Genomic DNA, 26,167 nt, shown 5'->3' with positions numbered 1-26,167 from the left:
TGCTAACACCTCCGTGCCCCGGCCTTTACGTTCTTCACGTCAGGGTGGTCCTTCCTGCGGGGTTTCCCGCGCCAGCCGGAGTACAGGCCATGACGGTCGCCAAGGTCATCGAAATCACCGCGTCCTCGCCAAAGAGCGTGGAGGATGCGGTGCGCAGCGGGCTGAAGAAGGTCTCGGAGACGGTCAAGGGCATCCAGGGCGCCTGGGTGAACGAGACCAAGGTCGTCACCAACGGCAGCGGCGACATCACCGAATGGCGGGTCAACCTGCGGGTGACCTTCCTGGTGGAATAGGCGCCTTCAGCGCACGGCCTGCACCTGGCGCTGGCCGTCCAGCACCACCACATGGTCGGCGCGCCCGGGCAGGGTGTGCAGCGCTTGCCGGCTGACCCGCTCGTAGTACTGCACGAAGCGCTCCAGCTGCGGCCGGCTCATGCCGTGCCGGCCCGGCTGCGCCGACTGCAGGTTCTGCTCCTGTTGCCAGCGCCAGCGCGGCACCACCGAGAAATCCGGTGGCTGCAGGAACCACAGGCGGTCACAGCGCTGCCACAGTGCCGGGTAGTCGCGGGCCAGCGCCTGGTTGCACCAGCGCCGCCAGCGGCCATCGGCGTCGGCTTCGCGTTCCAGCGCGTTCAGCGGGCTGTCCAGCGCATCGTCATCCTGTGCGGGCGTGCCGAGGAACCAGCCCTCGAACACCAGCAGGTCCAGCGGCTGCTGCAGCCGCGGCCACAGCGCCTCGGGCAGGCGTTCGTCGGCCAGCTTGTCGAAGCGCGGCAGCGCGAACGGCTGGCGTGCGGCGGCGGCGTCGAACACGGCGTGGGCCAGTGCCAGGTCGTGGGTGCCGGGTGGGCCACGGGTGATCAGCAGCGGATGCACCTGGCGGGCCAGCCGCTGGCGCTGCGCGCGGGTCAGGTAGACGTCATCGATCGACAGCGTGGCAGCGTTCAGGCCGCGCGCCTGGGCGCGCGCCACCACCTGCGCGGCCAGCGTCGATTTGCCGCTCCCCTGCAGGCCGCTGATCGCCAATACTGGAACCGCTGCGCCGCTGCCCAGCGCATCATCCAGCGCCTGCTCGGCCAATGTTTCGGGGAATCCTTTCACCTGGGGCATATACGCAGCAGCGGCCATGCAGCCACAATAGCCCAATCCGTGTGAGAAGAACGCAATCATGAGCGACCTGTACGCCGAAGCCCTGTCCACGTTTGCCGCCCTGTTCGAAGAGGCCAAACAGAGCCGCGAGGTCGAGCCGAACGCGATGACCGTGGCCACCGCCGACGTGCACGGCCGTCCCTCGGCCCGCACCGTGCTGCTGAAGGCGTTCGACGAGCGCGGTTTCGTGTTCTACACCCACCTGGACAGCCACAAGGGCCAGGAGTTGCTGGCCAATCCGCAGGCCGCGCTGCTGTTCCTGTGGCGCAGCCTGCGCGAGGCCGGCATCCAGGTGCGCATCGAAGGCCGCGTTGAACAGGTGGCCGACGCTGAAGCCGACGCCTATTTCGCCAGCCGCCCGCGCATGAGCCAGATCGGCGCATGGGCCTCGCAGCAGTCGAAGACGCTGGCGACACGCGAGGAATTCGACGCGCGCGTGGCCGACATCGAGGCCCGCTTCGAGGGCCGGGACGTGCCGCGTCCGGATGGCTGGAGTGGCCTGCGCGTGGTGCCTGATCGCATCGAGTTCTGGTACGGCGCGCAGTTCCGCCTGCATGAGCGCTGGTGCTATGAGGCCGGCGCCGAAGGCCGCTGGAGCAAGCGCCTGCTGTACCCGTGATGGAGGGCGGCCACCCCGGCCAGTAGATTCACGCCATGCGTGGATGGGCGGGCGCGTGCTGCGTGACCGTCGGCTGCACTTCGCGGGGGAGCGGCAAGCCGAGCATGGGCTCGGCTCTACAAGGGGTTACAACCCCTCCGCGCGCAGCCAGCGCCACAGCGTGGTGCGCGATACGCCCAGCACCTGCGCCATGCCTTCGCGGTCATTGCGGTGTTCCTGCAGCAGTGTTTCCAGCTGCGCGCGTGATGGGCGCTTGCCGTGGCTTTCCGCCGGCAGTGAAACGGCGCCCTCGCGTGCCAGTTCGGGTGCCAGCTGCAGCAAGCGGGCGGCATCGATCAGGCCTTCGCCCGGCTGCCAGTGGATGCGCAGCCGATCGACCAGGTTGCGCAGTTCGCGCACGTTGCCGGGCCACTCGGCGGCGCTCAGCAGGGCCAGCGCCTCCTGATCCAGCGGCGCATCGACGCCACGCAGCTGTCGGAAGAAATGCTGTGCCAGCAGCGGGATGTCAGCACGGCGAGCACGCAGCGTCGGCAGCGCGATACGCAGTGCCGCGAGGCGGTAGTAGAGATCGCGGCGGAAGCTGCCGGCGGCTGCGCGCTGCTCCAGCGACTGCAGCGTCGCGGCGACCACGCGCAGGTCGACCGGGGTGGGTTCGGTGGCGCCTACGCGCAGCACTTCGCGCTCTTCCAGTACCCGCAGCAGTCGGGTCTGCAGCGGCAGGGGCAGTTCGCCGATCTCATCCAGGAACAGGGTGCCGCCGTCGGCCGCCTCGACCAGGCCGACGCGGCCACCACGGCGTGCGCCGGTGAAGGCGCCATCGCTGTAGCCGAACAGCTCCGCTTCCAGCAACGACTCGCTGATCGCGCCGCAGTTGAGCGCCACGAAGCGGCCGCGGCGACCACTGGCCGCGTGCAGCTGCCGTGCGACCAGCTCCTTGCCGGTGCCGGTTTCTCCGCTGACCAGTACCGTGCTGTCATGCGGGGCATACAGCGCGATCTGCGCGCGCACCTGTGCCATCGACTCGCTGTCACCGAGCAGCTCATGGACGTCGCTGCGCACTGCAACGCGCCGGCGTGGGGCCGGCCGGTTGCCACCGGAACGGGTCAGCGCCTGGGTCAGTTCCAGTGCGTGCTCGAAGGCCTGGCGCACCGAATCGGCCGAGTACAGCAGCACGCCGGGCAGGCCGGCCTGCTCGGCGTGGTCGATGGCCATGCCGGTACCGACGATCACCTCGATACCGTTGGCACGCAGGTCGGCGATGCAGTCGCGCGCATCTTCACGGGTCACGAAGCGGCGGTGCTCGATCTCCAGGCCGAAGCTCTGCTGGAAGTTGCTGAACACCGGTACGTCGCTGGCGTGGGTGACCAGGCCGATGCGGCTGGCGATGCGGCGTGCGCGCGCCAGCGCTTCCATCAGGTCGAAGCCGTTGGCCTGGATCGGCACCAGCGGCAGCTCCAGGCGGCTGCGCAGCCATGCCGCATTGGAGCCGCCGGCGATCACCACGTCGCAGTGCTCGCGGCGCAGGCGCTGGCCGATCACGTCCACCGCGTCTTCGAAGCCGAGGTTGATCTGCTCGATGCGCGCGCGACGGTCGAACTCGGGAATGACGTCGCCGAGCAGGCCGGTCAACCGCGAGACGCTGACCGTCCAGATCACCGGTCGGCCGGGGTCGGCATCGGCATGGCGCAGGGGCGAGCGGGGCAGGTACATGGCGGCAGAGGGCGGGCAGGGTGTTTCATGATACATCTGTTTCAATGTTTCATATGTTTCATGTCGGTACGCCGGTCATGCCTATGAAATCAACCGCTTGCAGCTTGGCATGGTGCTTGCGCCTCACTTCCTGTTCTTCAACCTGGATTGCCGCATGACTGCTTCCACCCTTTCCTCCGCCGGTGCCCGCTTCCGCGAAGCGCTGGCTGCCGAATCGCCGCTGCAGGTGATCGGCGCGATCAACGCCAACCACGCCCTGCTGGCCAAGCGCGCCGGCTTCCGCGCCATCTACCTGTCCGGCGGCGGCGTGGCTGCAGGTTCGCTGGGCCTGCCGGACCTGGGCATCAACACGCTGGAAGACGTGCTGGTGGACGTGCGCCGCATCACCGATGTCTGCGACCTGCCGTTGATGGTGGATATCGATACCGGCTTCGGCCCGAGCGCGTTCAACATCGCACGCACCGTCAAGTCGCTGATCAAGGCGGGCGCCGCTGCCTGCCACATCGAGGACCAGGTCGGCGCCAAGCGCTGCGGTCACCGTCCGGGCAAGGAAATCGTCTCGCAGGGTGAAATGGTCGATCGGGTGAAGGCGGCTGCCGATGCCAAGACCGATCCGGATTTCTTCCTGATCGCACGCACCGACGCCATCCAGGTGGACGGCGTGGACAAGGCCATCGAGCGCGCCATCGCCTGCGTCGAGGCCGGTGCCGACGGCATCTTCGCCGAGGCCGCCTACGACCTGGACACCTACCGCCGCTTCGTCGATGCGGTGAAGGTGCCGGTCCTGGCCAACATCACCGAATTCGGTGCCACTCCGCTGTTCAGCCGCGATGAACTGGCCTCGGCCGGCGTCGCCATCCAGCTGTTCCCGCTGTCGGCGTTCCGTGCGGCCAACAAGGCGGCCGAGGCGGTCTACCAGGCGGTGCGCCGCGATGGCCACCAGCGCAACGTGGTGGAGACCATGCAGACCCGCGAGGAGCTCTACGACCGCATCGGCTACCACGCCTTCGAGCAGCAGCTCGATGCACTGTTCGCCGCCAAGAAATAAGCAGTACCCTGCACCATCAAGTTTTCGGAGGGAAACATGAACGATACGACCGCAACCCCGACCTTCAAGCCGAAGAAGTCCGTCGCCCTGTCCGGCACCGCCGCCGGCAACACCGCGCTGTGCAGCGTCGGCCGCAGTGGCAACGACCTGCACTACCGTGGCTATGACATCCTGGACCTGGCCAATACCAGCGAGTTCGAGGAAATCGCCTACCTGCTGGTGCACGGCAAGCTGCCGACCCGCGCCGAGCTGGTTTCGTACAAGGCCAAGCTGAAGTCGCTGCGTGGCATTCCGGCCGCGGTGAAGGCGGCACTGGAAGAGCTGCCGCCGTCGGCACACCCGATGGACGTGATGCGCACCGGCGTGTCCGTGCTCGGCTGCGTGGCACCGGAGAAGGATGACCACAACCATCCGGGCGCGCGCGACATCGCCGACAAGCTGATGGCCTGCCTCGGTTCGATGCTGCTGTACTGGTACCACTGGAGCCACAACGGTCGTGCCATCGACGTGGAAACCGATGACGACTCCATCGGTGGTCATTTCCTGCACCTGTTGCATGGCGAGAAGCCGCAGGATTCGTGGGTGAAGGCGATGCACACCTCGCTGATCCTGTACGCCGAACACGAGTTCAACGCTTCGACCTTCACCTGCCGTGTCATCGCCGGCACCGGCAGCGACATGTACAGTGCGATCTGCGGTGGCATCGGTGCGCTGCGTGGCCCGAAGCACGGTGGCGCCAACGAAGTGGCGTTCGAAGTGCAGAAGCGCTACGACAACCCGGACGAGGCCGAGGAAGACATCAAGGCCCGCGTCGAGCGCAAGGAAGTGGTGATCGGCTTCGGCCACCCGGTCTACACCGTCTCCGATCCGCGCAACAAGGTGATCAAGGACGTGGCCCGCGAGCTGTCCGAAGAGCAGTCGAGCATGAAGATGTACGACATCGCCGAGCGTCTGGAATCGGTGATGTGGGACATCAAGAAGATGTTCCCGAACCTGGACTGGTTCAGCGCCGTCAGCTACCACATGATGGGCGTGCCGACCGCCATGTTCACCCCCCTGTTCGTGATTGCCCGCACCGCCGGCTGGAGCGCGCACATCGTCGAGCAGCGCATCGACGGCAAGATCATCCGCCCGAGCGCCAACTACATCGGGCCGGAAGACCGCGACTTCGTCGCCATCGACAAGCGCGTCTGATCCACCTGCTGTATCCGTCCGGCCGGCCCTGTGCCGGCCGGATGCTTTCGCCGCCGCATCGCCGGCACCCGGCCCGCCCCAAGTACTCCGCCAGCCCATGAATACCGATTACCGCAAGAACCTCCCCGGCAGCTCGCTGGACTATTTCGACGCGCGTGCCGCCGTCGATGCGATCCAGCCCGGCGCCTACGCGACCCTGCCGTACACCTCGCGCGTGCTGGCCGAGAACCTGGTGCGCCGCTGCGATCCGGCCACGCTGGAAGCGTCGCTGCAGCAGCTGATCGAGCGCCGTCGCGACCTCGATTTCCCCTGGTTCCCGGCGCGCGTGGTATGCCATGACATCCTCGGCCAGACCGCGCTGGTCGACCTGGCCGGCCTGCGTGACGCGATTGCCGACAAGGGCGGCGATCCGGCCAAGGTCAATCCGGTAGTGCCGGTGCAGCTGATCGTCGACCACTCGCTGGCGGTCGAGTGCGGTGGCTTCGATCCGCAGGCGTTCGAGAAGAACCGTGCGATCGAGGATCGCCGCAACGAAGACCGTTTCCACTTCATCGACTGGACCAAGCTGGCGTTCCAGAACGTGGACGTGATTCCGCCGGGCAACGGCATCATGCACCAGATCAACCTGGAGAAGATGTCCCCGGTGGTCTACGTGCAGGACGGCGTGGCGTTCCCGGATACCTGCGTGGGTACCGACAGCCATACCCCGCACGTCGATGCACTGGGCGTGATCGCGATCGGCGTTGGCGGCCTGGAGGCCGAGAACGTGATGCTGGGCCGTGCCTCGTGGATGCGCCTGCCGGACACCGTCGGCGTCGAACTGAGCGGCCGGCCGCAGCCCGGGATCACCGCGACCGACGTGGTGCTGGCCCTGACCGAGTTCCTGCGCAAGGAGCGGGTGGTCGGCGCCTGGCTTGAATTCTTCGGCGAAGGTGCCGCGGCACTGACCATCGGTGACCGCGCCACCATCTCCAACATGTGCCCGGAATACGGCGCAACCGCTGCGATGTTCTACATCGATGCGCAGACCATCGATTACCTGCGCCTGACCGGGCGCGAGGAATCGCAGGTGGCGCTGGTGGAGAACTACGCGCGTAGCACCGGCCTGTGGGCCGATGCACTGTCCACTGCACAGTATGAGCGCGTGCTGCGCTTCGACCTGTCCAGCGTGGTGCGCAACATGGCCGGCCCGAGCAACCCGCATCGCCGCCTGCCGGTGGCCGAGCTGGCCGAGCGCGGCATCGCCGACGCGGCCAAGCTTGAAGCCGGCAAGGCCGAACAGTCGCAGGGCCTGATGCCGGACGGCGCGGTGATCATCGCCGCCATCACCAGCTGCACCAATACCTCCAACCCGCGCAACGTGATCGCTGCCGGCCTGCTGGCACGCAAGGCCAACGAGCGCGGCCTGCTGCGCAAGCCGTGGGTGAAGTCGTCGCTGGCGCCGGGCTCGAAAGCGGTGCAGCTGTACCTGGAGGAGGCCGGCCTGCTGCCGGACCTGGAGAAGCTGGGCTTCGGCATCGTCGCCTTCGCGTGCACCACCTGCAACGGCATGAGCGGTGCGCTGGACCCGCAGATCCAGCAGGAGATCATCGACCGCGACCTGTACTCCACGGCCGTGCTGTCGGGCAACCGCAACTTCGATGGCCGCATCCACCCGTATGCGAAGCAGGCCTTCCTGGCCTCGCCGCCACTGGTGATCGCCTATGCTATCGCCGGCACGGTCCGCTTCGACATCGAAAAGGATGTGCTGGGCGTGGATGCCGATGGCAACCCGGTGCGCCTGAAGGACATCTGGCCGAGCGATGCCGAGATCGATGCGGTGGTCAAAGCGGCGGTGAAGCCGGAACAGTTCCGCAGCGTCTACAACCCGATGTTCAACGTGCGCGTGGAGCACGCCGCCGCGGTCAGCCCGCTGTACGACTGGCGCCCGCAGAGCACCTACATCCGCCGTCCGCCCTACTGGGAGGGGGCACTGGCCGGCGAGCGCACGCTGGCGGGGATGCGCGCGCTGGCGGTGCTGCCGGACAACATCACCACCGACCACCTGTCGCCGTCCAATGCGATCCTGGCATCCAGCGCGGCGGGCGAGTACCTGGCGAAGATGGGCCTGCCGGAAGAAGACTTCAATTCCTACGCCACCCATCGGGGTGACCACCTGACCGCGCAGCGCGCCACCTTCGCCAACCCGAAGCTGTTCAACGAGATGGTGCGCAACGACGACGGCAGCGTGAAGCAGGGTTCGCTGGCGCGTGTCGAGCCGGAGGGCCGGGTGATGCGCATGTGGGAGGCGATCGAGACCTACATGGAGCGCAAGCAGCCGCTGATCATCATTGCCGGTGCCGATTACGGCCAGGGCAGCTCGCGCGACTGGGCCGCCAAGGGCGTGCGCCTGGCCGGCGTGGAAGCGATCGTGGCCGAAGGGTTCGAACGCATCCACCGCACCAACCTGATCGGGATGGGCGTGTTGCCGCTGGAGTTCAAGCCGGGTACCACCCGCCTGACCCTGGGCATCGACGGCACCGAGACGTTCGATGTGATCGGTGAACGCACGCCACGCGCCGACCTGACCCTGGTCATCCATCGCCGCGATGGGCAGGACCTGATCGTGCCGGTCACCTGTCGCCTGGACAGCGACGAGGAGGTGGCAATCTACGAAGCCGGTGGCGTGCTGCAGCGATTCGCCCAGGACTTCCTGGAAGGCGCCAAGGTGGCGTAAGCCATTCGACGGCCCGGCAACGGGCCGTTTTTCATTGCAAGGAACTGATCCATGGCCTTTCTCCCGCAACTCCGTATTCCCGCCACCTACATGCGTGGTGGCACCAGCAAGGGCGTGTTCTTCCGCCTGCAGGACCTGCCCGAAGCCGCGCAGGTGCCGGGCGCCGCGCGTGATGCCCTGTTGATGCGCGTGATCGGTTCGCCCGATCCGTATGGCAAGCACACCGATGGCATGGGGGGCGCGACCTCCAGCACCAGCAAGTGCGTGATCATCTCGACCGCCTCGGTGCCGGACCATGACGTGGATTACCTGTACGGCCAGGTCTCGATCGAGACCGCCTTCGTCGACTGGAGTGGCAACTGCGGCAACCTCAGCACCGCAGTGGGCCCGTTCGCGATCGCCAACGGCCTGGTCGATCCGGCCCGCGTGCCGCGCGATGGCCTGTGCCGCGTGCGCATCTGGCAGGCCAACATCGGCAAGACCATCATCGCGCACGTGCCGATGCGCGATGGCGAAGTGCAGGAAACCGGTGATTTCGAACTGGATGGCGTGACCTTCCCGGCCGCCGAGATCCAGCTGGAATTCATCGATCCGTCCGATGACGGGGACGCTGGTGCGATGTTTCCGACCGGCAATACGGTGGACACCCTGGACGTGCCCGGTGTCGGCAGCTTCGAGGTGACGATGATCACCGCCGGTATCCCGACCATCTTCCTCAATGCCGCCGATCTGGGTTACAGCGGAACCGAACTGCAGCCGGCGATCAACGAGGACAAGGCGGCGCTGCAGAAGTTCGAGACCATCCGTGCCCACGGTGCACTGCGCATGGGCCTGATCTCGACGCTGGAAGAGGCGGCGACCCGGCAGCACACGCCGAAGGTGGCCTTCGTGGCGCCGGCGCAGGACTACGTGTCGTCCAGCGGCAAGGCGATTCCGGCGTCGGCCATCGACCTGCACGCACGTGCACTGTCGATGGGCAAGCTTCACCACGCGATGATGGGCACCGCCGCCGTGGCGATCGGCACGGCGGCGGCGATTCCGGGCACCCTGGTCAACCGTGCCGCCGGTGGCGGTGAGCGCGAAGCGGTGACCTTCGGCCATCCGTCCGGCACGCTGCGCGTGGGTGCGCAGGCCGGGCGTGTTGACGGGCAGTGGACGGTGACCAAGGCCATCATGAGCCGCAGCGCCCGCGTGCTGATGGAAGGCAAGGTGCGGGTGCCGGCCGGATAACCCGCAGAGGAGATCGATGATGTCGAGCAGCCAGCCCCCTTCCAACGAGCGTGCAGCGTGGGATGCGCTGCTGGTCGACATCGTCGATTACGTGCGCGAGGCGCGCATCGACTCGCCACTGGCGTTCCAGACCGCGCACCATTGCCTGCTCGATACGCTGGGCTGTGGCCTGGAAGCACTGTCCTTCCCGGCCTGCAGCAAGCTGCTGGGGCCGCTGGTGCCGGGCATCAGCGTGGTCAACGGCGCACGCGTGCCGGGCACCCATTACGTACTCGATCCGGTGCAGGCCGCGTTCAATCTTGGCGCGATGGTGCGTTGGCTCGATTTCAACGACACCTGGCTGGCGGCCGAATGGGGCCACCCCTCGGACAACCTCGGTGGCATCCTGTCCGTCTGCGATTGGCTGGGGCGCAACGCGCAGGCCCTGCGCCGGCCGCCGCCGACCCTGCATGACGTGCTGCTGGCGATGATCAAGGCGCACGAAATCCAGGGCGTGCTGGCGCTGCAGAATTCCTTCAACCGGGTCGGGCTCGACCATGTGGTGCTGGTCAAGGTGGCGACCACGGCGGTCGTGGCACATCTGCTCGGGCTGGATCGCGAGCGCATGCTCAATGCGCTGTCGCTGGCCTGGGTCGATGGCCAGGCGCTGCGGACCTACCGGCACGCGCCGAACACCGGCTCGCGCAAGAGCTGGGCGGCGGGCGACGCGACCAGCCGTGGCGTGCGGCTGGCGCTGATGGCAGCCAGTGGCGAGATGGGTTATCCCAGCGTGTTGAGTGCGCCCACCTGGGGCTTCGAGGCGGTGTCCATGCACGGCCAGGCGCTGACCCTGGGGCGACCGCTGGGCAGCTACGTGATGGAGAACGTGCTGTTCAAGATCAGCTACCCGGCCGAGTTCCATGGCCAGACCGCAGTGGAGGCGGCCATCGTGCTGCACCAGCAGCTGCGTGCGGCAGGGCGGCGGGTCGAGGACATCGCGCATATCGCCATCCGCACCCAGCAGGCCTGCATCCGCATCATCGACAAGCAGGGGCCGCTGCATAATCCGGCCGACCGCGACCACTGCGTGCAGTACATGGTCGCCATCGCGCTGCTGCATGGACGGCTGGTGGCCGAGGACTACGAGGATGACGTTGCCGCCGACCCGCGCATCGACGCGCTGCGCGCGAAGATGGCCTGCCATGAGGACGCACAGCTCAGTGCCGACTACCTGGACCCGGACAAGCGCAGCATTGCCAATGGCCTGAGCGTGCGCTTCAGCGATGGCAGCGAACTGCCGGAAGTGCTGGTGGAGTACCCGCTCGGCCACGCCCGTCGCCGCGAGGAGGGAATCCCCTTGCTGATGGACAAGTTCCGCCGGCACCTGGCCCACCGCTTCCCGACCGCCCAGCAGCAGCGCATCCTGGCCGCCTCGCTGGACCCGGTCGCGCTGGCCGCGAAGCCAGTGACCGACTACGTGGACCTGTATCTGCCCGAGTAGCGGATGCCGCTACGGGTATCAGCCGACATGGCATGGAGGGCCCTGTGGCGGGCGTATACGCGCGTGCTATCGCCGGTCATCGCACTCGGCTAAAGTGCAGGGCCTTTCACCCGGCAGTGCGGCGGATGCTGCCTGCTTGAACCCGGCCGGATGCCACCATGCCCCATGCTGCTGCTCGCCTGCGCGATACCGTCCATCATGCAACCCGCGGTCTGATTGACCGCGAACAGTTGGCTGAACTGATGCTGCTTGCGGCCGTGGCCGGCGAACACCTGCTGGTGGTTGGACCACCAGGTACGGCCAAGAGTGCGGTGGTGCGGCGGGTTGCGGCAGGCCTGGGCGGGCGCTACTTCGAATACCTGCTGGGCCGGTTCACCGAACCGTCCGAACTGTTTGGACCGATCGACCTGCGCCGCCTGCGCGAAGGGCGTGTCGAAGCCGATGTGCAGGGCATGCTGCCCGAGGCGGACGTGGCGTTCCTGGACGAGGTCTTCCTCGGCTCCACCGCCATCCTCAATACGCTGCTGGGCGTTCTCAACGAACGGCGCTTCCGCCGCGGCCATACCGATATCGCCTGCCCGCTACGGGTCTGCGTGGCGGCTGCCAACGGCCTGCCGGAAGACCCGGCACTGGCAGCATTCGCCGATCGCTTCATGCTGCGGCTGTTCGTCGGGCCGGTCAGCGACGATCGGCTGGAGCTGCTGCTGGAAGGCGGTTGGGCCAGCGAGTCGACCACGCTGCCGCCGTCGACATCGTTGGCGGATCTGGATCTGCTGGCCACGCGGGTGCCGCAGGTGGATATGTCGCGGGTGCGTCCACGACTGGCGCAGGAACTGCGGCGACTGCGTGCAGACGGGCTGGAACTGTCCGACCGGCGGATCGTCAAGACGCAGCGCCTGGTTGCCGCAGCAGCCGTACTGGCGGGCCGAGAGTCTGCGACCGAGGCGGACCTGTGGCCGCTGATGTATGTGCTGCCCACGGCCGAAGCACAGCGCAAGGCGCAGGACCTGCTTCGTGATTCGTTGCTTGCAACGGCCAACCCGATCCTGCGCAGTGCTGCGGAAGCGGCCGTACTGCAACCGCGCTCGCGGGAGGACCGGCTGCTGCAGGCCGCGCAGGAGTGCCTGCAGGCCGACGCTGCGGAGCGCGGACGTCGTGCCGAGGCGGTCCTTCGCGAGATCGATGCCAACTTCACCCGGGCGGCATTGGGGCCCGAGCTGGCCGCGGCCCGGGGGCAGCTGGCGGAGCAGGTCAGTGCCGATGCATGAGTGGGGCTGGCGGGCAACCGTCGAGCCGCCTGCCGCACAAGGCGTGATTGCACTGGGGGAACCCGCACACGCGCTGCTGGCAGTGCTGCAGCGCAGGCTGGAGCGCAATGCCGACCCCGGCCTGCTGGCGGTGGCCGGGCCGGACCTGCTGATGCTGGCTGCGCCGGCGGATCGCCTGCCCTGGGTGGAGGGCGTGCAGTACGTTGCGCCAAGCCCGGTAGCGGCTTCGCTGTGGCTGCCGACGACCCAGCAGCCGGACGTGGCGGTTGATCTGCTGGCAGCCGGGCTGGCTGCACGCTACCGCACCGAGCCGCTGCTGCTGCTGGCACAACCGGCGTTGGTGGTGCCGCTGTCGGGGCTGCTTCCTGTAAGCCTGGACTGGATGCAGCAGCTGCGCCGCTGCCGGGAGATGGCATGACCGCTGTGCTGGAGCTGCCGCGCGACCTGCTGCCCTGGCAGCCCTGGTTGCAGGTGTTCGACCCGGAGATTGCGGCGATGCTGGGCGACCTGCTGCTGCGGCTGGATCCCCTGCTGGGCAGCGGAATCAGCCAGGTGCAGCACGCACCGGCCACTGCCGACGGCTATTCCGGAGTCGCCGCCCGTGGCAGCTATGAGCGCTTGCTGCTCAGCGAGTGGGGGCTGGCCGACGCAATGCCCGACGAGTTCATCCGGCGCGCGGCGCAGGGCGAACATCTGTTCCTGGCGCCCCAGTTCCATCAGGTGCGCAACGAACCGTGCGTGGTTGCCCTGTTCGATGCCGGCCCGCGCCAATGGGGAGAGCCTCGCCTGGTGCACGTGGCGATGTGGATCCTGTTGCAGCGTCGTGCACGCGACAGCCGTGCCCGGCTGCTGTGGGGAGTGCTGCACCGCCCGGGTGAGCTGCACGATGCTTCGGCCCAGGACATGCTGCTCAGGCTGTTGCATGAGCGCAGCCATGAAGCCGCGGGCCCCGCGCAGTGTCGGGACTGGGCCGTGGATCTGCAGGAGCAGCAGCCCGGCGTGGCGGAGCTGTGGCTGCTGGCGGCCGACAGCAGTGCCGCACAGGTGCTCGGCGCAAGCCATGTGGTCCGCGCGCGCCGCACCTTCGACGCGACCCTGCAGGTTGCGCTGGGACCGGCTGCGCGCCCGCGCGAACTGACCCTGCCATTGCCGGCGCCGATGGCGTCATCGCGATTGCTGCAGGGGCAATGGCTGCAGGTGGTGAAAGGCGATCGGGTGATGTCCACGGCGTCGCGGTTGTCGCTGCGCCAGCCCCCACAGTTCAGTAGCAGTGGGCGCAATGTTGCCGTCGCCTTCGCCGAAGGACAGGCGCATTCGGCATGCATCCTGCGGATCGGGCATGACAACCAGCGCAAGCCTCCGATCCTGCGGTTGCAGGATTGGACCAGGGGACAACGCATGCTCTGTGCGCACGTGGGGGAAAAGAACCTGGGAGGGGTCGTCGGCGACGATGCCCATCTGGTTTTCTGGCAACGTCCAGGCGGGGTGATACGGCGACCTTCCGCGGACGCGCTGACGATCCACCCGGGTGTCGGCCGCTGGCTACCGGCGATCGAGGTGTTCACCGGGCATGATCAGCGCAACCTGCATGTGGTCGACAATGCCGGCCGCCTGCTGCAATGGTCGCGCAAGGCTGGCGGCACGCCTGAGCTGGTGCGGCTGGCTGAAGTGGTCGTGGCGATGCGCGAGGCCGGGCAGGGGGAGCTGCTGTTCGCGCAGTACCGGGCCGCGGAAGTGGTGATCAGCCGGCGGAGCCGCCTGGGCAAGTCCAAGGTCATCATCATGCTGCCAGGCGTAAGCAATCTGAAGAACGTCTGGTTGGCGGCCCCACGCAGCTGGAGCGACCCGCTGTGCTTCGCGCTGGAGCGGCCCGACGGCGACGGAGGGCGCCTGTGTGGCTTCTACCGTGTGCAACGCGAAACCGTGGTTGACCGCCAGGACGTTCGTCTTGCGCCTGGTTTCAAGGTCATTGGCCTGCTTGAAGAGGATGAACATGAAGCCAGCCCGCGTTTGCTGGTGCTGGGCAGTGACCGTCGGAGCCTGATGCTGATCCATCCACAGGGACAACGGATGCTGCACCGATCCCCGGTCGCTGTCGCGACCGCCAGCGTGTCGCCCTGTGGACGACGCCTTGCGTGGGTGGATATCGATGGCCGGCTGCAGGTGATGACCGTTGCCGGCAGAAGCCTGCTGACGCTGTTGGATGGCCGGCGAGGAGCGTCCAATGGATGAGATGTCGGGGAGTGCATTGGCGGTATCCAATGTGCGTCATCCGTTGTGGCGGGGATGGCAGAGCGTGGCCGCTTTCTGGTTCCCGGCACAGGGCGTGTCTGTTGCGCAGCGCGACCGGCGCCTGCTGCAGGCCTGGGCGACCGGCAGCCGCGCATGGCGTTTCGCCGATGGCGACCTGCTGTGCCTGGCACAGCCCTTGTCACTGCAGTGCGACAGCGCCCCCGGCCTCGCGCTGTGCCGCATCGATGGCGTGCTGCATGCCGCTCCCCTGACCGCCGGCGAGCGTCGAGCGCTGCCCAGCGCCGATCTGGTCCTGGTGCAGGGCGCGCAGCCACAGCCGCGCAGGCTGCATGAGGGGGAGCCCCTCGACCTGTCGTCGCTGCTGGATTTCAGCACGCTGGCACTGGCCACGGTGTATCCACTGCGGCCACCGCCATTGCCGGCGGCCGTGAAACTGCCGGGCAGCGATGTGCGCGGTCTGGTCGGCGGCAAGGTGGGGCCGCGCAGCGCGGCAACCGAGTCACTGATGCAGGTGATGCGGGGTGAGCCTGCTGCCCCGGCGGAAGGGCCTGTGCTGCGCCGCGCCGCGCGGTGGGGACGGGATGCCGTGGCGGGCGCTACCGTCGGCCTGCTGGGACGCCTGGCGGGAAAACTCGCGCGCGCTTCCGGTGGTCAACCGGCTTCCGGGTTGCAGGCCCGGCACCCGCCGCAGCGTCCTTCGGCCTGGCGACGGCAGCTGGCCCGGCTGGCCATGCTGACCCGGATCGGTACGGCGTTGGGCCATCGCCAGAGCGCACATCTGCGCAGGATGATGAGCATGTTCGAACGCGGAGACCTCGACGAGGGGTTGCGCAATGCGCTCCCGCTGGACCTGGATGCATCCGTTCCAGAAACCGGCCCGGCATTCGGCGTTCCGGGGCGGCGTGATTCGCTGCAGGTGGGCGCACGCAGGGGCGGGCGGTCGTCAATCGCGCTGGACGATGACCTCGTGCAGAACCTGCAGCGCATGTATCGTGCCGCGTTCGAGCAGCTCGATCGCCGTGGGCGGGTGGACGAGGCCCTGTTCGTGCTGGCTGAACTTCTCGGCGCCCGCACCGAAGCGCTGGACTATCTGGTCCGGCACGGGCGTGCGCGGGAGGCCGCCGAGCTGGCGGTGGGCTGGGACCTGTCGGCGCCGGTTCTGATCCGCTTGCTCCTGCTGGCAGGCGATCACCAGCGCGCCGTGCTGGTGGCACGGCGCGACAATGCCTTCGCCGAAGCCGTCGTACAGCTGCAGCATGAGCATGCGCCGCTGGCCGACCGGCTGCGGTTGGAATGGGCGCGACAGCGCCAGCAGCAGGGGGAGTGGCTGGAAGCGGTGGAGACCGCATGGCCATTGCCGGATGCCCGCGAAGAGGCGTTGGGCTGGTTGCTCGATGCCGAGCGCAGCGGGCAGCTGCTTTCGGCGCGGGCGCTGATGGTGCGTACCGCGCTGTTGCCCGCAACCCTGGTCGAGCATGCGCGCCGGATCGAAGCACTGGTTGCTGCGGACGGCGATCCAGCGCAACGCCTGGCGGCGGCAGACGCGCTGCTGCAGATGCAGCAGCCTACGCCGGCCATCCGCGCGATGGCCGGTCACCTGCTGCCGGCACTGGCGGCGGACCGGGCGGCCAACGTGGCCGATGTACCGCTGGAGCGCCTCAAGGGCCTGCTGAAACTCTCCAGGAACACGGTGCTGAGTGCCGATGTGCCGGACTGGAGCGTGGCCCCGCAGCTGGCAAGCCAGCCGCTGGCCCAGCGCGGTGAGCCGCTGCGGCTGCGCATGCAGCTTGCCGGCAGCTCGGCCCTGGCGCTCCGCGATGTCGTGGTGTTGGAGGGCGAGCGCTGCCTGGTGGCGCTGGGTGAAGCGGGTGTGGCGATGCTGGACGCGCGCGGCAGGGTGCTGCAGCGTCATCGATCTCCTGCCAGCCGGCTGGTTCTCGCGCAGAGTGGCGAGGTTGCGCTGGCCGTGGCCGAACGCGAGCAGGTCTGCCATGTGGCGCGCCTGGATCTGGTGACCGGGCAGTCGCGGGAACTGGGCAGCCTGGTTGCCGATGCCATGTCCCCTGTTTTCGATGGCACCCGTTGGACGGTTCAGAGCGGGCGGGACATCCGCCTGCTGGATGTGTGCAGCAGCCTGCATGAGGTGCTGTGGCACGTGGATCTTCCTGCGGCGCCGGTTGCCCATGGCTTCTTCCGTGAACGCGAGGTCTGGCTGGTGCCCGAGCCCGGCCGGGTCTCGCCGTGGGCCTATACGACGGAGCGCCGTCGACGCATTGCCCAGGAGCCGGTGCCCATCCAGGACGTTGCCGAGCTGGTGGCCTGCCCGCGGCATGGGGCGCTGCAGGTGCAGCTGGCCGCAGGCGACGGCGACAGCCTGCAGTTGCTGATCAGCAGCAGTAGTGGCGGTCATGCCTGCCGCTTGCTGGACGCGGGGGCGGCGCAGGTGCGGGCCGGTGGCGCGATGAAGATGCTTGATTCGGGGCTGCTGGTGACGGTGCCGATGGCGGACGCCACCCATTGCTTCCTGGTCCGTGTCGCCGATGGTGGCCTGCTGGCACAGATCGAATGGCCGCCCGGCGTGGGGGTCCGCGCAGGCGAGCAGGGCGGCCGCGTGTGGCTGCACGACCCGCAGGGCCGGCTGCTGCAGATCGACACCAGGACCTCGGCCAGTACCACCCGCGTATTGGCCGTGGGCTGAGCCATTGCCGAATTCGCGTCAACACCTTGACGCGGCCTGCCTATAATGGCCGCCTCGATCAAGGAGTGACGACATGAGCGGTCCGGCACGGCGGAAGCGGTGGGGATGGGCGGCGGCGGTACTGGCAGGAGGCCTGTTGCTGGGCCTGGCCGGCTGCCGCAACGACAGTGGGCAGTTGCCCAAGGCCAGTGGTGAGGCGATCACCACCAAGGCCGAGCAGGTGAAGGAATTCACCCTGCTGCGCGCGTACCCGGACCAGAAGAATGAAGGCCTGTCGCTGGCGCTGGAGTTCTCGCGACCGCTGGTCGGCACCCAGGATTTCGACAAGCTGGTGCGCTTCGAGGAGAAGGTCGGCACCGACGACAGCAGCTGGACCCTGTCCGATGACGGCCTGACCCTGCGCTATCCGTTCGTCGAGGCCGGCAAGGAGTTCAGCCTGGTGGTTTCGCCCGACCTGCTGGCGGCCGATGGCAGCCGCCTGGGCAAGGAGCTGAAGCAGAAGGTGTTCAGCGGCGAGCTGAAGCCGGTGGTTGGCTTCGCCTCGCAGGGCAGCGTGCTGCCGGCCAAGGACAGCCGCGGCCTGCCGGTGGTCTCGGTGAACGTGCCGGAAGTGGACGTCGAGTTCCTGCGCGTGCGCGAGAAGGACCTGCCGACCTTCTTCAGCCAGTACCAGCGCGGCGGCCGCCGTGGCAGCTGGGAGCTGAGCAGTGACTACGAGCGCAGCCCGATCAACAAGCTGGCCGAGCCGGTCTATGTCAATCGCTTCATCCTGGGCGGCAAGAAGAACGAGCGGGTGCTGACCTACCTGCCGACCCAGGACATCAAGGAACTGCAGGAGCCGGGCCTGTATTTCGCCCTGCTCAAGCGCACCGGTGATTACGAAGGCGAGTTCGATACCGCGTTCTTCTCGGTCAGCGACATCGGTCTGCACACCCGTGCCTACAAGGACAAGCTGTTCGTGCACACCGCCGGCCTGAAGGATGGCGCGCCGCTGAAGGGCATCGACCTGCGCGTGCTGGATGCCAAGGGCGAGGTGGTGCTGAAGGGCAGTACCGATGGCAACGGCAATGCGCTGCTGAACTACACCCTGGATGCCACCCACGTGCTGGTCGCCAGCAGTGGCAAGGACACCAGCTTCCTGCCGTTCAACCAGCCCGCGCTGGACCTGAGCGAATTCGCCGTGGCCGGCCGTGACAATGCCTGGTTCGACGTCTACGCGTGGTCCGGCCGCGACCTGTACCGCCCGGGCGAGACGGTGCGCCTGTCCGCGCTGCTGCGCGACAACGACGGCAAGCCGGTCGGCGGGCCTGGTAAGAGCGTCCAGCCACTCTTCCTGCGCCTGAAGCAACCCGACGGCAAGACTTTCCGCGAGACCCGCCTGCAGCCGGGCGACCAGGGCTACGTCAGTTTCGAGCAGGTGATCCCCGCCGAGGCGCCGACCGGGCGCTGGCAGGTCGAGTTCCGCACCGACCCGGCCAGCAAGGAAGCGATCCAGGGCATGACCCTGCGCATCGAGGAGTTCCTGCCCGAGCGCATGAAGCTGGACCTGGACAGCGCGCAGAAGACGCTCAAGCCGGGCGAAGACCTGCGCCTGCAGGCCAATGGCGCCTATCTGTACGGGGCACCGGCCGACGGCAACCGCTTCACCGCGCGCATGGCGGTGGCCGCCGAGCAGAAGCCGGTGGAGGGGCTGCCGGGCTATTTCTTCGGTGACCCGACCCTGCAGCTGCCGCGCGAAGCCAAGGACGTGATCGATACCACGCTGCCGGCCAATGGCCAGCTGCGCGAAGACGTGGCGTTGCCGGAAGAGGCCGCCAAGGCCAAGGCGCCGGTCGCCGTGGTGCTGTCCGGCAGCCTGTACGAAACCGGTGGCCGCACCGTCACCCGCACCGTGAAGCGGGTGATGTGGCCGGCCAACGCCCTGGTTGGCGTGCGCCCGCTGTTCAACCCGGAGGACGGTGCTGATTCCAATGGCAATGCGCGCTTCGAGCTGATGCGCGTGGATGCTGCGGGTACGCCGCAGCCGGCCAAGGGCCTGAAGATCACCCTGGTGCGCGAACTGCGCGACTATCACTGGACCTTCAATGACAACCGCTGGGATTACGATTTCACCCGGCGCTTCGAGAACAAGGAAACCCGCACCGTCGATGCCGGCAGCAGCGCGGTCGCGTTCGACTTCCCGGTGGAGTGGGGCGAGTACCGGGTGGACGTGTTCGATCCGGCCACCGGCCTGACCAGCCGCTATCCGTTCCGTGCCGGCTGGAGCTGGGGCGATGACAACCGCGGCCTGGATGCACGCCCGGACAAGGTCAAGCTGGGCCTGGACAAGACCGGCTACAAGGCCGGTGACACCCTGGAGGTGACGGTGACCCCGCCGCACGCCGGCAAGGGCATCCTGATGGTCGAGACCGACCGCATGCTGTACGTGCAGGACATCGAGGCCAAGCCGGGTTCGACCTTCAAGATCCCGGTCACCGCCGACTGGGAGCGCCACGATGTCTACATCACCGCGCTGGTGTTCCGTGGCGGCAGCGCGCCGAGCAAGATCACCCCGGCCCGCGCCGTGGGCGTGGTGCACGTGCCGATGGACCGCAAGGGCCGCACCGTTGCCGTCGGCCTGGTCGCGCCCAAGCAGATGCGTCCGGAGCAGGACCTGCCGGTAACGGTCAGCGCGCCGCAGCTGGCTGGCAAGACCGCGCACGTCACGGTCTCGGCGGTGGACGTGGGCATCCTCAACATCACCCGCTTCCCGGTGCCTGATGCCGGTGCCCACTTCTTCGCCCAGCGTCGCCTCGGCATCGATGCGTACGACATCTACAGCCGGGTGATCGAGAGCTTCGATGGCGGCAGTGGCAAGCTCAAGTTCGGTGGCGACATGGCGTTGCAGGCGCTGCCGCAGGCCAAGCGCCCGACCGCGCGCGTGCAGACCGTGGACCTGTTCTCCGGCCCGGTCCAGCTGGATGCCAAGGGCATTGCCCGGATCCGCCTGAAAGTGCCGGATTTCAACGGCACCCTGCGGGTGTCGGCGCTGGTCTACAGCGATGACCAGTATGGCAAGCGCGATGTGGAAACCGTGGTGCGTGCGCCGATCCTGGCCGAGGCCAGCATGCCGCGTGTGCTCGCACCGGGTGACCGCAGCACCGTGACCCTGGACGTGCAGAACTTCACCGGCAAGCCGGGCCAGTTCAACGTGCGGGTGGACAGCGTGGGCCCGCTGAACCTGGGCGAGGGCAGCCGCAGCCTGCAGTTGAATGCCGATGCCAAGACCACGTTGAGCTTCCCGCTGTCGGCACGCGAGGGCCACAGCGTGGCCAAGGTCCGGGTGCGGGTGGACGGCAACGGCTTCAAGGCCGATCGCAGCTACGACCTGCCGGTACGTGCGGCCTGGCCGCAGGTGTTGCGTTCGCAGGTGCGCACGCTCGATCCACTGGCCGCGGTCAGCCTGGACAACAGCCTGACCGACGGCCTGATGCCGGACTCGGTGAATGCCCGCCTGCTGGTCAGCCCGCTGCCGCCGATCCCGTTCGCCAGCGCGCTGCAGGGGGCGCTGAACTATCCCTACGGCTGTGCCGAGCAGACCACCAGCAAGGGCTACGCCGCACTGATCCTGGACCAGGCAACGTCGTCGATGCTCGGTGCCGATGGCCTGGATGCCAAGACCCGCCGTGAACGCATGGAAGGCGCGTTCGGCCGCCTGGCGTCGATGCAGGTGGCGAACGGCAACTTCTCGATGTGGGGTGACGACGGTTACGTGAACCCCTGGCTGACGCCGTACATCACCGAGTTCCTGCTGGATGCCAAGGACGCGGGGTTCGCCGTGCCCGACAATGTGCTGCAGAAGGCGCTCAACCGCCTCAGCGAGGACCTGCTGTCCGGTGGCAACCCGTTCTACGGCCAGGACGACCGCGAGAAGCTGAAGTTCGCCAACCAGGCGTATTCCGGCTATGTGCTGGCCCGGGTCAACCGCGCGCCGCTGGGAACCCTGCGCACGCTGTATGACAACGAGCGCGGCAAGGCGGTCGGCGGCCTGTCGCTGGTCCATCTGGGCGTGGCGCTGTCGCTGCAGGGTGATGCCAAGCGTGGCCAGGCGGCACTGGCGGCGGCCTTCGCCAAGTCCAGCAGCGAACGCCCGTCGTACTTCGGTGACTACGGCAGTGCGATCCGTGATGACGCGCTGATGATCGCGCTGACCCACGAGAACAAGCTGGCCAAGCCGGCCTGGGATGCACGTGCGGTTGACCTCGGCCGTGGCCTGGATGCGCGCCGCAATGCCGGCTGGATGTGGCTGAGCACGCAGGAGCAGGTGGCCATCGCCCGCCTTGGCAAGGCACTGGCCGCCAACCAGAAGGCACTGGTGGCCGGTGAGCTGGTGATCGGTGGCAACACCGAAGCGATCGGCGAGCGCAAGCTGTTCGGCCGCAACTTCAGCGCGGGCGAGCTGGCCAGTGGCGTGCGCTTCACCCCGCAGGGCCAGCCGCCGATGTTCGCCAGCATCGATGTCGCCGGCATCCCGCGTACTGCGCCGGCGCCGGACACCAGCGTGCTGGGGGTCGAGCGCAGCTACTTCGGCACCGATGGCAAGCCGTGGTCGCCACGCCCGCTGAAGGAGGGCGAAGCCCTGATCGTGCGCGTTACGGTCACTGCTGATACCACGATGCCTGATGCACTGCTGACCGATCTGTTGCCGGCCGGCCTGGAGATCGAGAACTTCAACCTGGGCGATGCCAAGCAGTGGGCGGACGTGGTGGTTGATGGCATCACCATCAGCGACCGCGGCGAAGCCGCCGATACCAAGCACGAGGAGTTCCGCGACGACCGCTACGTGGCCGCGCTGAAACTCTCGCGTGGCAGCAAGGCCAACGTGTTCTACCTGGTGCGTGCGGTGACCCCGGGCACCTACTCGGTGCCGCCGCCGCTGGTGGAGGACATGTACCGGCCGCAGCTGCGTGGCGTCGGCCGCAGCAATCCGACCACGATCACGGTGGTGCAGCCGTGACCGCGCGGACGGGCCGCGACGGCGCGGCCCGTCCCACCGGCACCCGGCAATGAAGCGCGCGATGCCGCCCCGGCTGGCGGCCCTGCGCCGCTGGCTGCAACCGCTGTGGCCGTGGCTGCGCTGGGGCACGGCGGGCCTGCTGGCCCTGCTGCTGGTGCTGGATCTGGCGTTCCCGCCGCCGCTGCCGAAGCAGCGCGACACCAGTACCCTGGTGGTGGCTGCCGATGGCACGCCACTGCGTGCGTTCGCCGATGCCGAGGGCGTGTGGCGCTATCCCGCCTCGGTCGACAGCGTCTCGCCGTTGTACCTGCAGGCGCTGCTGACCTACGAGGATCGCTGGTTCTGGACCCATCCCGGCATCAACCCGCTGGCGATCCTGCGTGCCGGCGGCCAGCTGCTGCGGGGAGGGCGCATCGTGTCCGGTGGCTCGACCCTGACCATGCAGGTGGCACGCATCCTCGACCCGCACTCGCGCACGCCGTGGGGCAAGCTCAAGCAGATGCTGCGCGCGGTGCAGCTGGAAGTGCACCTGAGCAAGCAACAGATCCTGGCGCTGTACCTGGAGCGCGCGCCCTACGGTGGCACCATCGAGGGCGTGGAGGCCGCCAGCTGGGCCTATCTCGGCAAGCCGGCCGCGCAGTTGTCGCATGCCGAAGCCGCGCTGCTGGCGGTGCTGCCGCAGGCGCCGAGCCGGCTGCGCCCGGACCGCCACCCGCAGGCGGCGCAGAAGGCACGCGACAAGGTGCTGTCACGCATGGCCGAACTGGGGGCGTGGACCCCGGAAGAAGTGCAGGATGCGCGCATCGAGAACGTGGTGGCGCGCTCGCTGCGGCCACCGCTGCATGCTGCGCTGCTGGCGCAGCGCCTGCATTCGACGCATCCGGGCCAGGCGCGCATCCAGAGCAGCATCGACATCGGCCTGCAGCGCACGCTGGAAGAACGCGTGGCCAGCTATTTCTCGACGCTGCCCGAGCGTACCTCGGCGGCGCTGCTTGTGGTCGACAACCAGACCCTGCAGGCGCGTGCCTATGTCGGCACCTTGTCCTTCGGCGACCGCCAGCGCCTGGGTCATGTGGACATGGTGCAGGCATGGCGCTCGCCCGGCTCCACGCTCAAGCCGTTCCTCTATGCAATGGCGCTGGATGATGGCCTGATCCATTCGGAAAGCCTGCTGGTGGATGCGCCGCAGAGCTTCGGCAGTTATCGGCCCGGCAATTTCGACATGTCCTTCAATGGGCCGGTCGGTGCGTCCACTGCGCTGCGCCTGTCGCTCAACGTGCCCTCGGTGGACCTGCTGCAGCGGGTCGGCGCCGCGCGCTTCGCCGCGCGTCTGTCGCACTCCGGCATCCAGCTGCGCTTCCCGCCGGGCAGCACGCCCAACCTGTCGCTGATCCTTGGCGGTACCGGTGCGCGGCTGGAGGACCTGGTCGGTGCCTTCGCCGCGTTCAACCGCAATGGCATCGCCGGCCGCGTCCGCTACACCGATGACGAGCCCTTGATCGAACGGCGGCTGGCCTCGCCCGGGGCCAGCTGGATCGTGCGCGAGATGCTGGAATCGAATCCGCGCCCGGGCTACAGCGTCGGCACCTTCGACGTCGGTGGCCGCCCGCGCGTGGCCTGGAAGACCGGCACCAGCTACGGCTACCGTGATGCCTGGGCGATTGGCAGTACCCGCCATTACACCGTGGGCGTGTGGGTCGGGCGGCCGGACGGCACGCCGTTGCCGGGGCAGTATGGTGCGGTCACCGCACTGCCGCTGATGTTCGAGGTGGTGGACAGCCTGCCGCGCCAGCGCGGCGATTCGGCGGCCGCACCGATGCCGGGCAGCGTCAGCCAGGAGGACATCTGCTGGCCGACCGGCGAACGGGCCGAGGGCCTGCCGGCGGCGTTGTGCCAGCGCCGGATGCAGGCGTACCTGCTGGAAGGTGCCGCGCCCCCCACGTTCCCCGAGCGCGAGGCGCGGCGATGGCAGCCTGGCCGCCAGCGCTACCTGGCCGACGCGCGCAGTGGCCTGCGCGTGTCCGCCGATTGCCGGGCTCCGCATGAAGAAGTAGCACGTGAGGTCGCACGCTGGCCGGCACTGCTGTCGCCATGGTTGTCGCAGGCCACGCGTGAGGCGTCGCGGTTGCCTCCGTTGGCGCCGGACTGCCGCGACGATGGCCGTGAAGCCAGCGTGGCCCTGCATGTGGATGGCCTGAATGATGGCGCCACGCTGGCGCGTGCGCCGAATGCCGAGCACGGCGTGCGCCTGCAGCTGCGCGCGCTGGGCAGCGAGCAGGCGGTGGACTGGCTGCTGGATGGCCGCTGGATCGCGCAGACCCGCGGTGCCCAGCTGATGCAGCGTGAGTTCGCCGAGCCGGGCGCGCATACGCTCACTGCGCTGGCTGCCGATGGCGCGTGGACGCAGGTAAGGTTCAACGTCCTCAGGTAGGTGCCGGGCCCCTGTAGAGTCGAGCCATGCTCGACTCGAGAGAACCAGTCGAGCATGGCTCGACTCTACAGGGAGCGTTGGGCCGCTATTCCCCGATCCAGCCATCCAGCAGGTCGGCGAATTCGTCGGCGTGCTCTTCTTCCTGGGCCAGGATCTCTTCAAGGATGCGCTTGGTGGTGGTGTCGCGGTCGCCGATGACGTTGATCATCTCGCGGTAGCTGTCGATCGCGATGCGTTCGGCCACCAGGTTTTCGCGGACCATGTCGCGCAGGTCGCTGCCTTCCTTGTATTCGGCATGCGAGCGCGCAGTCAGCGTATCCGGATTGAAGTCCGGTTCGCCTCCCAGCTGCACGATGCGCTCGGCCAGCTTGCCGGCATGCGCCTGTTCCTGTTGCGCGTGTTCCAGGAACTCGGCCTTGACCGCGTCGGCCAGCATGCCCTTGGCCATGAAATAGTGCCGGTAGTAGCGCAGCACGCACACGTACTCGGTGGCCAGGGCGTCGTTGAGCAGCTTGATCACCACCTTGCGGTCGGCGCTGTAGCTGTCGGTGATCGCCCCGTCCTCGAGGTTGCGCCGGGCACGCTCGCGCAGGGTCTTGCGGTCGCTGATGCCGGGAATCTTCGCGGCGGGCTTGGATGCTTTGGCTGGCTTGCTGGACATGGCTGGCCGTTTCCTTCTGCGGTGGGGAATCAGGTGGGCAGGTGCTCCAGCACGTACTCGGCGGAAGACACCTCGAACTGGCCGGGCTGTTCGATCCAGGCCGCACGCACCACGCCATCGACCACGTACAGGGCGAAGCGGCGCGAGCGGATGCCCATGCCCGATGCGCTTGCGTCGAGCTCCAGGCCGAGCGCGCGGGTCAGTTCGGCATTGCCGTCGGACAGCATCAGCAGGCCATCGGGCACGTCCTGCGTGGCGGCCCAGGCCTTCATCACGAAGGGATCGTTGACCGCCATGCAGTAGACGTCGATGCCGCGCTGGCGGAATGCCTCGAACTTCTCGACGTAACCGGGCAGGTGCCGGGCCGAGCAGGTCGGGGTGAACGCACCGGGCACGGCGAACAGCACCACCTTGCGCGCATCGAACAGCGAATGCGTATCGAGCGTTTCGATGCCCTCGCGAATGCGCTTGAGGGTCACTTCCGGAATGCGGTCACCGACATGGATGGTCATGGGGAACTCCTTGCAGGGGCAGGCTAGAGGGCCGGATGGGACAGGGGTGTCAAGACATTGGAAAACCGGCGTGCAGGCCCCATCTTCAGGCTTTGCGGCGCGGGCTTCCAGCCACAGGCTGGGGCATGGGGATGGCAACCGCATTGCGCAGGATCAGTCGGCCTCACCGGGGCCGCACGAGGCGCGGCGTAGCATCGCCGGCG

General features: G+C 68.0%; 17 protein-coding genes. 13 read left to right on the top strand and 4 right to left on the bottom strand.

The genetic code is table 11. From position 1 onward, the window contains the following. Positions 1-89: 89 nt before the first annotated feature. Positions 90-293, top strand: a complete 204-nt coding sequence (locus tag Q0P60_RS05985; RefSeq protein ID WP_294989670.1) for a dodecin family protein — start codon at positions 90-92, stop codon at positions 291-293. A 6-nt stretch (positions 294-299) separates the two neighbouring features. Here Q0P60_RS05985 and Q0P60_RS05980 read toward each other — a convergent pair whose 3' ends face one another. Beyond that, positions 300-1,127: a kinase gene (locus tag Q0P60_RS05980; protein ID WP_294989668.1), complete on the bottom strand. Its 828-nt coding sequence runs from the start codon at positions 1,125-1,127 to the stop codon at positions 300-302. A gap of 40 nt (positions 1,128-1,167) precedes the next feature. On the opposite strand from Q0P60_RS05980, the gene pdxH reads away from it, so the two are divergent. Next, positions 1,168-1,767, top strand: coding sequence for a pyridoxamine 5'-phosphate oxidase (pdxH, locus tag Q0P60_RS05975; protein WP_294989665.1), 600 nt, complete (start codon positions 1,168-1,170; stop codon positions 1,765-1,767). Positions 1,768-1,893: 126 nt separating this feature from the next. On the opposite strand, the gene prpR is transcribed toward pdxH, so the two are convergent. Continuing rightward, entirely contained in the window at positions 1,894-3,477 is a 1,584-nt protein-coding gene (gene prpR / locus Q0P60_RS05970; RefSeq protein ID WP_294989662.1) for a propionate catabolism operon regulatory protein PrpR, read from the bottom strand. A 154-nt stretch (positions 3,478-3,631) separates the two neighbouring features. On the opposite strand from prpR, the gene prpB reads away from it, so the two are divergent. The 11 genes from prpB to pbpC all read left to right on the top strand — a co-directional run bounded on the left by prpB (position 3,632) and on the right by pbpC (position 24,791). Next, complete coding sequence (gene prpB, locus Q0P60_RS05965) at positions 3,632-4,525, top strand: methylisocitrate lyase (RefSeq protein WP_294989659.1); 894 nt, start codon at positions 3,632-3,634, stop codon at positions 4,523-4,525. A 36-nt stretch (positions 4,526-4,561) separates the two neighbouring features. Further along, complete coding sequence (gene prpC / locus Q0P60_RS05960) at positions 4,562-5,719, top strand: 2-methylcitrate synthase (RefSeq protein WP_008265338.1); 1,158 nt, start codon at positions 4,562-4,564, stop codon at positions 5,717-5,719. A 97-nt stretch (positions 5,720-5,816) separates the two neighbouring features. Next, on the top strand, positions 5,817-8,435 hold the full coding sequence (gene acnD / locus Q0P60_RS05955; RefSeq protein ID WP_294989654.1) for a Fe/S-dependent 2-methylisocitrate dehydratase AcnD: 2,619 nt from the start codon (positions 5,817-5,819) through the stop codon (positions 8,433-8,435). A 51-nt stretch (positions 8,436-8,486) separates the two neighbouring features. Further along, a complete protein-coding gene (gene prpF / locus Q0P60_RS05950; RefSeq protein ID WP_294989651.1) occupies positions 8,487-9,665 on the top strand; it encodes a 2-methylaconitate cis-trans isomerase PrpF in 1,179 nt (392 codons plus the stop codon). A gap of 19 nt (positions 9,666-9,684) precedes the next feature. After that, on the top strand, positions 9,685-11,145 hold the full coding sequence (locus Q0P60_RS05945; protein WP_294989648.1) for a bifunctional 2-methylcitrate dehydratase/aconitate hydratase: 1,461 nt from the start codon (positions 9,685-9,687) through the stop codon (positions 11,143-11,145). A gap of 158 nt (positions 11,146-11,303) precedes the next feature. Beyond that, positions 11,304-12,413, top strand: coding sequence for an AAA family ATPase (locus Q0P60_RS05940; RefSeq protein WP_294989645.1), 1,110 nt, complete (start codon positions 11,304-11,306; stop codon positions 12,411-12,413). Further along, positions 12,406-12,831 carry a hypothetical protein gene (locus tag Q0P60_RS05935; RefSeq protein WP_294989641.1) on the top strand — a complete coding sequence of 142 codons (426 nt, stop codon included), beginning with the start codon at positions 12,406-12,408 and terminating at the stop codon, positions 12,829-12,831. Before Q0P60_RS05940 ends, Q0P60_RS05935 begins: the two co-directional genes overlap by 8 nt. Further along, the gene (locus Q0P60_RS05930) at positions 12,828-14,645 is read left to right on the top strand and encodes a hypothetical protein (RefSeq protein WP_294989638.1); all 1,818 of its coding nucleotides are present in this window, start codon (positions 12,828-12,830) and stop codon (positions 14,643-14,645) included. Before Q0P60_RS05935 ends, Q0P60_RS05930 begins: the two co-directional genes overlap by 4 nt. Further along, positions 14,638-17,364 (top strand): bpX6 domain-containing protein, encoded by a 2,727-nt coding sequence (locus Q0P60_RS05925; protein WP_294989635.1) that lies wholly within the window; start codon positions 14,638-14,640, stop codon positions 17,362-17,364. Before Q0P60_RS05930 ends, Q0P60_RS05925 begins: the two co-directional genes overlap by 8 nt. A 73-nt stretch (positions 17,365-17,437) precedes the next feature. Beyond that, positions 17,438-22,360 (top strand): alpha-2-macroglobulin, encoded by a 4,923-nt coding sequence (locus tag Q0P60_RS05920; RefSeq protein ID WP_294989632.1) that lies wholly within the window; start codon positions 17,438-17,440, stop codon positions 22,358-22,360. Between the two features lie 61 nt (positions 22,361-22,421). After that, a complete protein-coding gene (pbpC, locus tag Q0P60_RS05915; protein WP_294989629.1) occupies positions 22,422-24,791 on the top strand; it encodes a penicillin-binding protein 1C in 2,370 nt (789 codons plus the stop codon). A gap of 85 nt (positions 24,792-24,876) precedes the next feature. Here the strand turns inward: pbpC and Q0P60_RS05910 are convergent, their stop codons facing one another. Next, complete coding sequence (locus tag Q0P60_RS05910; RefSeq protein WP_294989625.1) at positions 24,877-25,452, bottom strand: ferritin-like domain-containing protein; 576 nt, start codon at positions 25,450-25,452, stop codon at positions 24,877-24,879. Positions 25,453-25,481: 29 nt separating this feature from the next. Continuing rightward, positions 25,482-25,964, bottom strand: coding sequence for a peroxiredoxin (locus Q0P60_RS05905; RefSeq protein WP_294989622.1), 483 nt, complete (start codon positions 25,962-25,964; stop codon positions 25,482-25,484). Between the last annotated feature and the right edge of the window lie 203 nt (positions 25,965-26,167).

The sequence above is a fragment of the uncultured Stenotrophomonas sp. genome, from assembly GCF_945952405.1.
Classification (GTDB): Bacteria; Pseudomonadota; Gammaproteobacteria; order Xanthomonadales; family Xanthomonadaceae; genus Stenotrophomonas.
The sequence above is the reverse complement of the archived record's forward strand: the minus strand, read 5'-3'. Positions and strand labels throughout refer to the sequence as shown.

What these genes read in the sequence shown, in the direction of transcription:
- prpC (WP_008265338.1), top strand. Translation starts at nt 4,562, where the DNA reads ATGAACGATACGACCGCAACCCCGACCTTCAAGCCGAAGAAGTCCGTC.
- pdxH (WP_294989665.1), top strand. Translation starts at nt 1,168, where the DNA reads ATGAGCGACCTGTACGCCGAAGCCCTGTCCACGTTTGCCGCCCTGTTC.
- prpR (WP_294989662.1), bottom strand. Translation starts at nt 3,477, where the DNA reads ATGTACCTGCCCCGCTCGCCCCTGCGCCATGCCGATGCCGACCCCGGC.
- acnD (WP_294989654.1), top strand. Translation starts at nt 5,817, where the DNA reads ATGAATACCGATTACCGCAAGAACCTCCCCGGCAGCTCGCTGGACTAT.
- Q0P60_RS05920 (WP_294989632.1), top strand. Translation starts at nt 17,438, where the DNA reads ATGAGCGGTCCGGCACGGCGGAAGCGGTGGGGATGGGCGGCGGCGGTA.
- Q0P60_RS05940 (WP_294989645.1), top strand. Translation starts at nt 11,304, where the DNA reads ATGCCCCATGCTGCTGCTCGCCTGCGCGATACCGTCCATCATGCAACC.
- Q0P60_RS05905 (WP_294989622.1), bottom strand. Translation starts at nt 25,964, where the DNA reads ATGACCATCCATGTCGGTGACCGCATTCCGGAAGTGACCCTCAAGCGC.
- pbpC (WP_294989629.1), top strand. Translation starts at nt 22,422, where the DNA reads ATGCCGCCCCGGCTGGCGGCCCTGCGCCGCTGGCTGCAACCGCTGTGG.
- prpB (WP_294989659.1), top strand. Translation starts at nt 3,632, where the DNA reads ATGACTGCTTCCACCCTTTCCTCCGCCGGTGCCCGCTTCCGCGAAGCG.
- Q0P60_RS05910 (WP_294989625.1), bottom strand. Translation starts at nt 25,452, where the DNA reads ATGTCCAGCAAGCCAGCCAAAGCATCCAAGCCCGCCGCGAAGATTCCC.
- Q0P60_RS05985 (WP_294989670.1), top strand. Translation starts at nt 90, where the DNA reads ATGACGGTCGCCAAGGTCATCGAAATCACCGCGTCCTCGCCAAAGAGC.
- Q0P60_RS05925 (WP_294989635.1), top strand. Translation starts at nt 14,638, where the DNA reads ATGGATGAGATGTCGGGGAGTGCATTGGCGGTATCCAATGTGCGTCAT.
- Q0P60_RS05935 (WP_294989641.1), top strand. Translation starts at nt 12,406, where the DNA reads ATGCATGAGTGGGGCTGGCGGGCAACCGTCGAGCCGCCTGCCGCACAA.
- Q0P60_RS05945 (WP_294989648.1), top strand. Translation starts at nt 9,685, where the DNA reads ATGTCGAGCAGCCAGCCCCCTTCCAACGAGCGTGCAGCGTGGGATGCG.
- Q0P60_RS05930 (WP_294989638.1), top strand. Translation starts at nt 12,828, where the DNA reads ATGACCGCTGTGCTGGAGCTGCCGCGCGACCTGCTGCCCTGGCAGCCC.
- Q0P60_RS05980 (WP_294989668.1), bottom strand. Translation starts at nt 1,127, where the DNA reads ATGGCCGCTGCTGCGTATATGCCCCAGGTGAAAGGATTCCCCGAAACA.
- prpF (WP_294989651.1), top strand. Translation starts at nt 8,487, where the DNA reads ATGGCCTTTCTCCCGCAACTCCGTATTCCCGCCACCTACATGCGTGGT.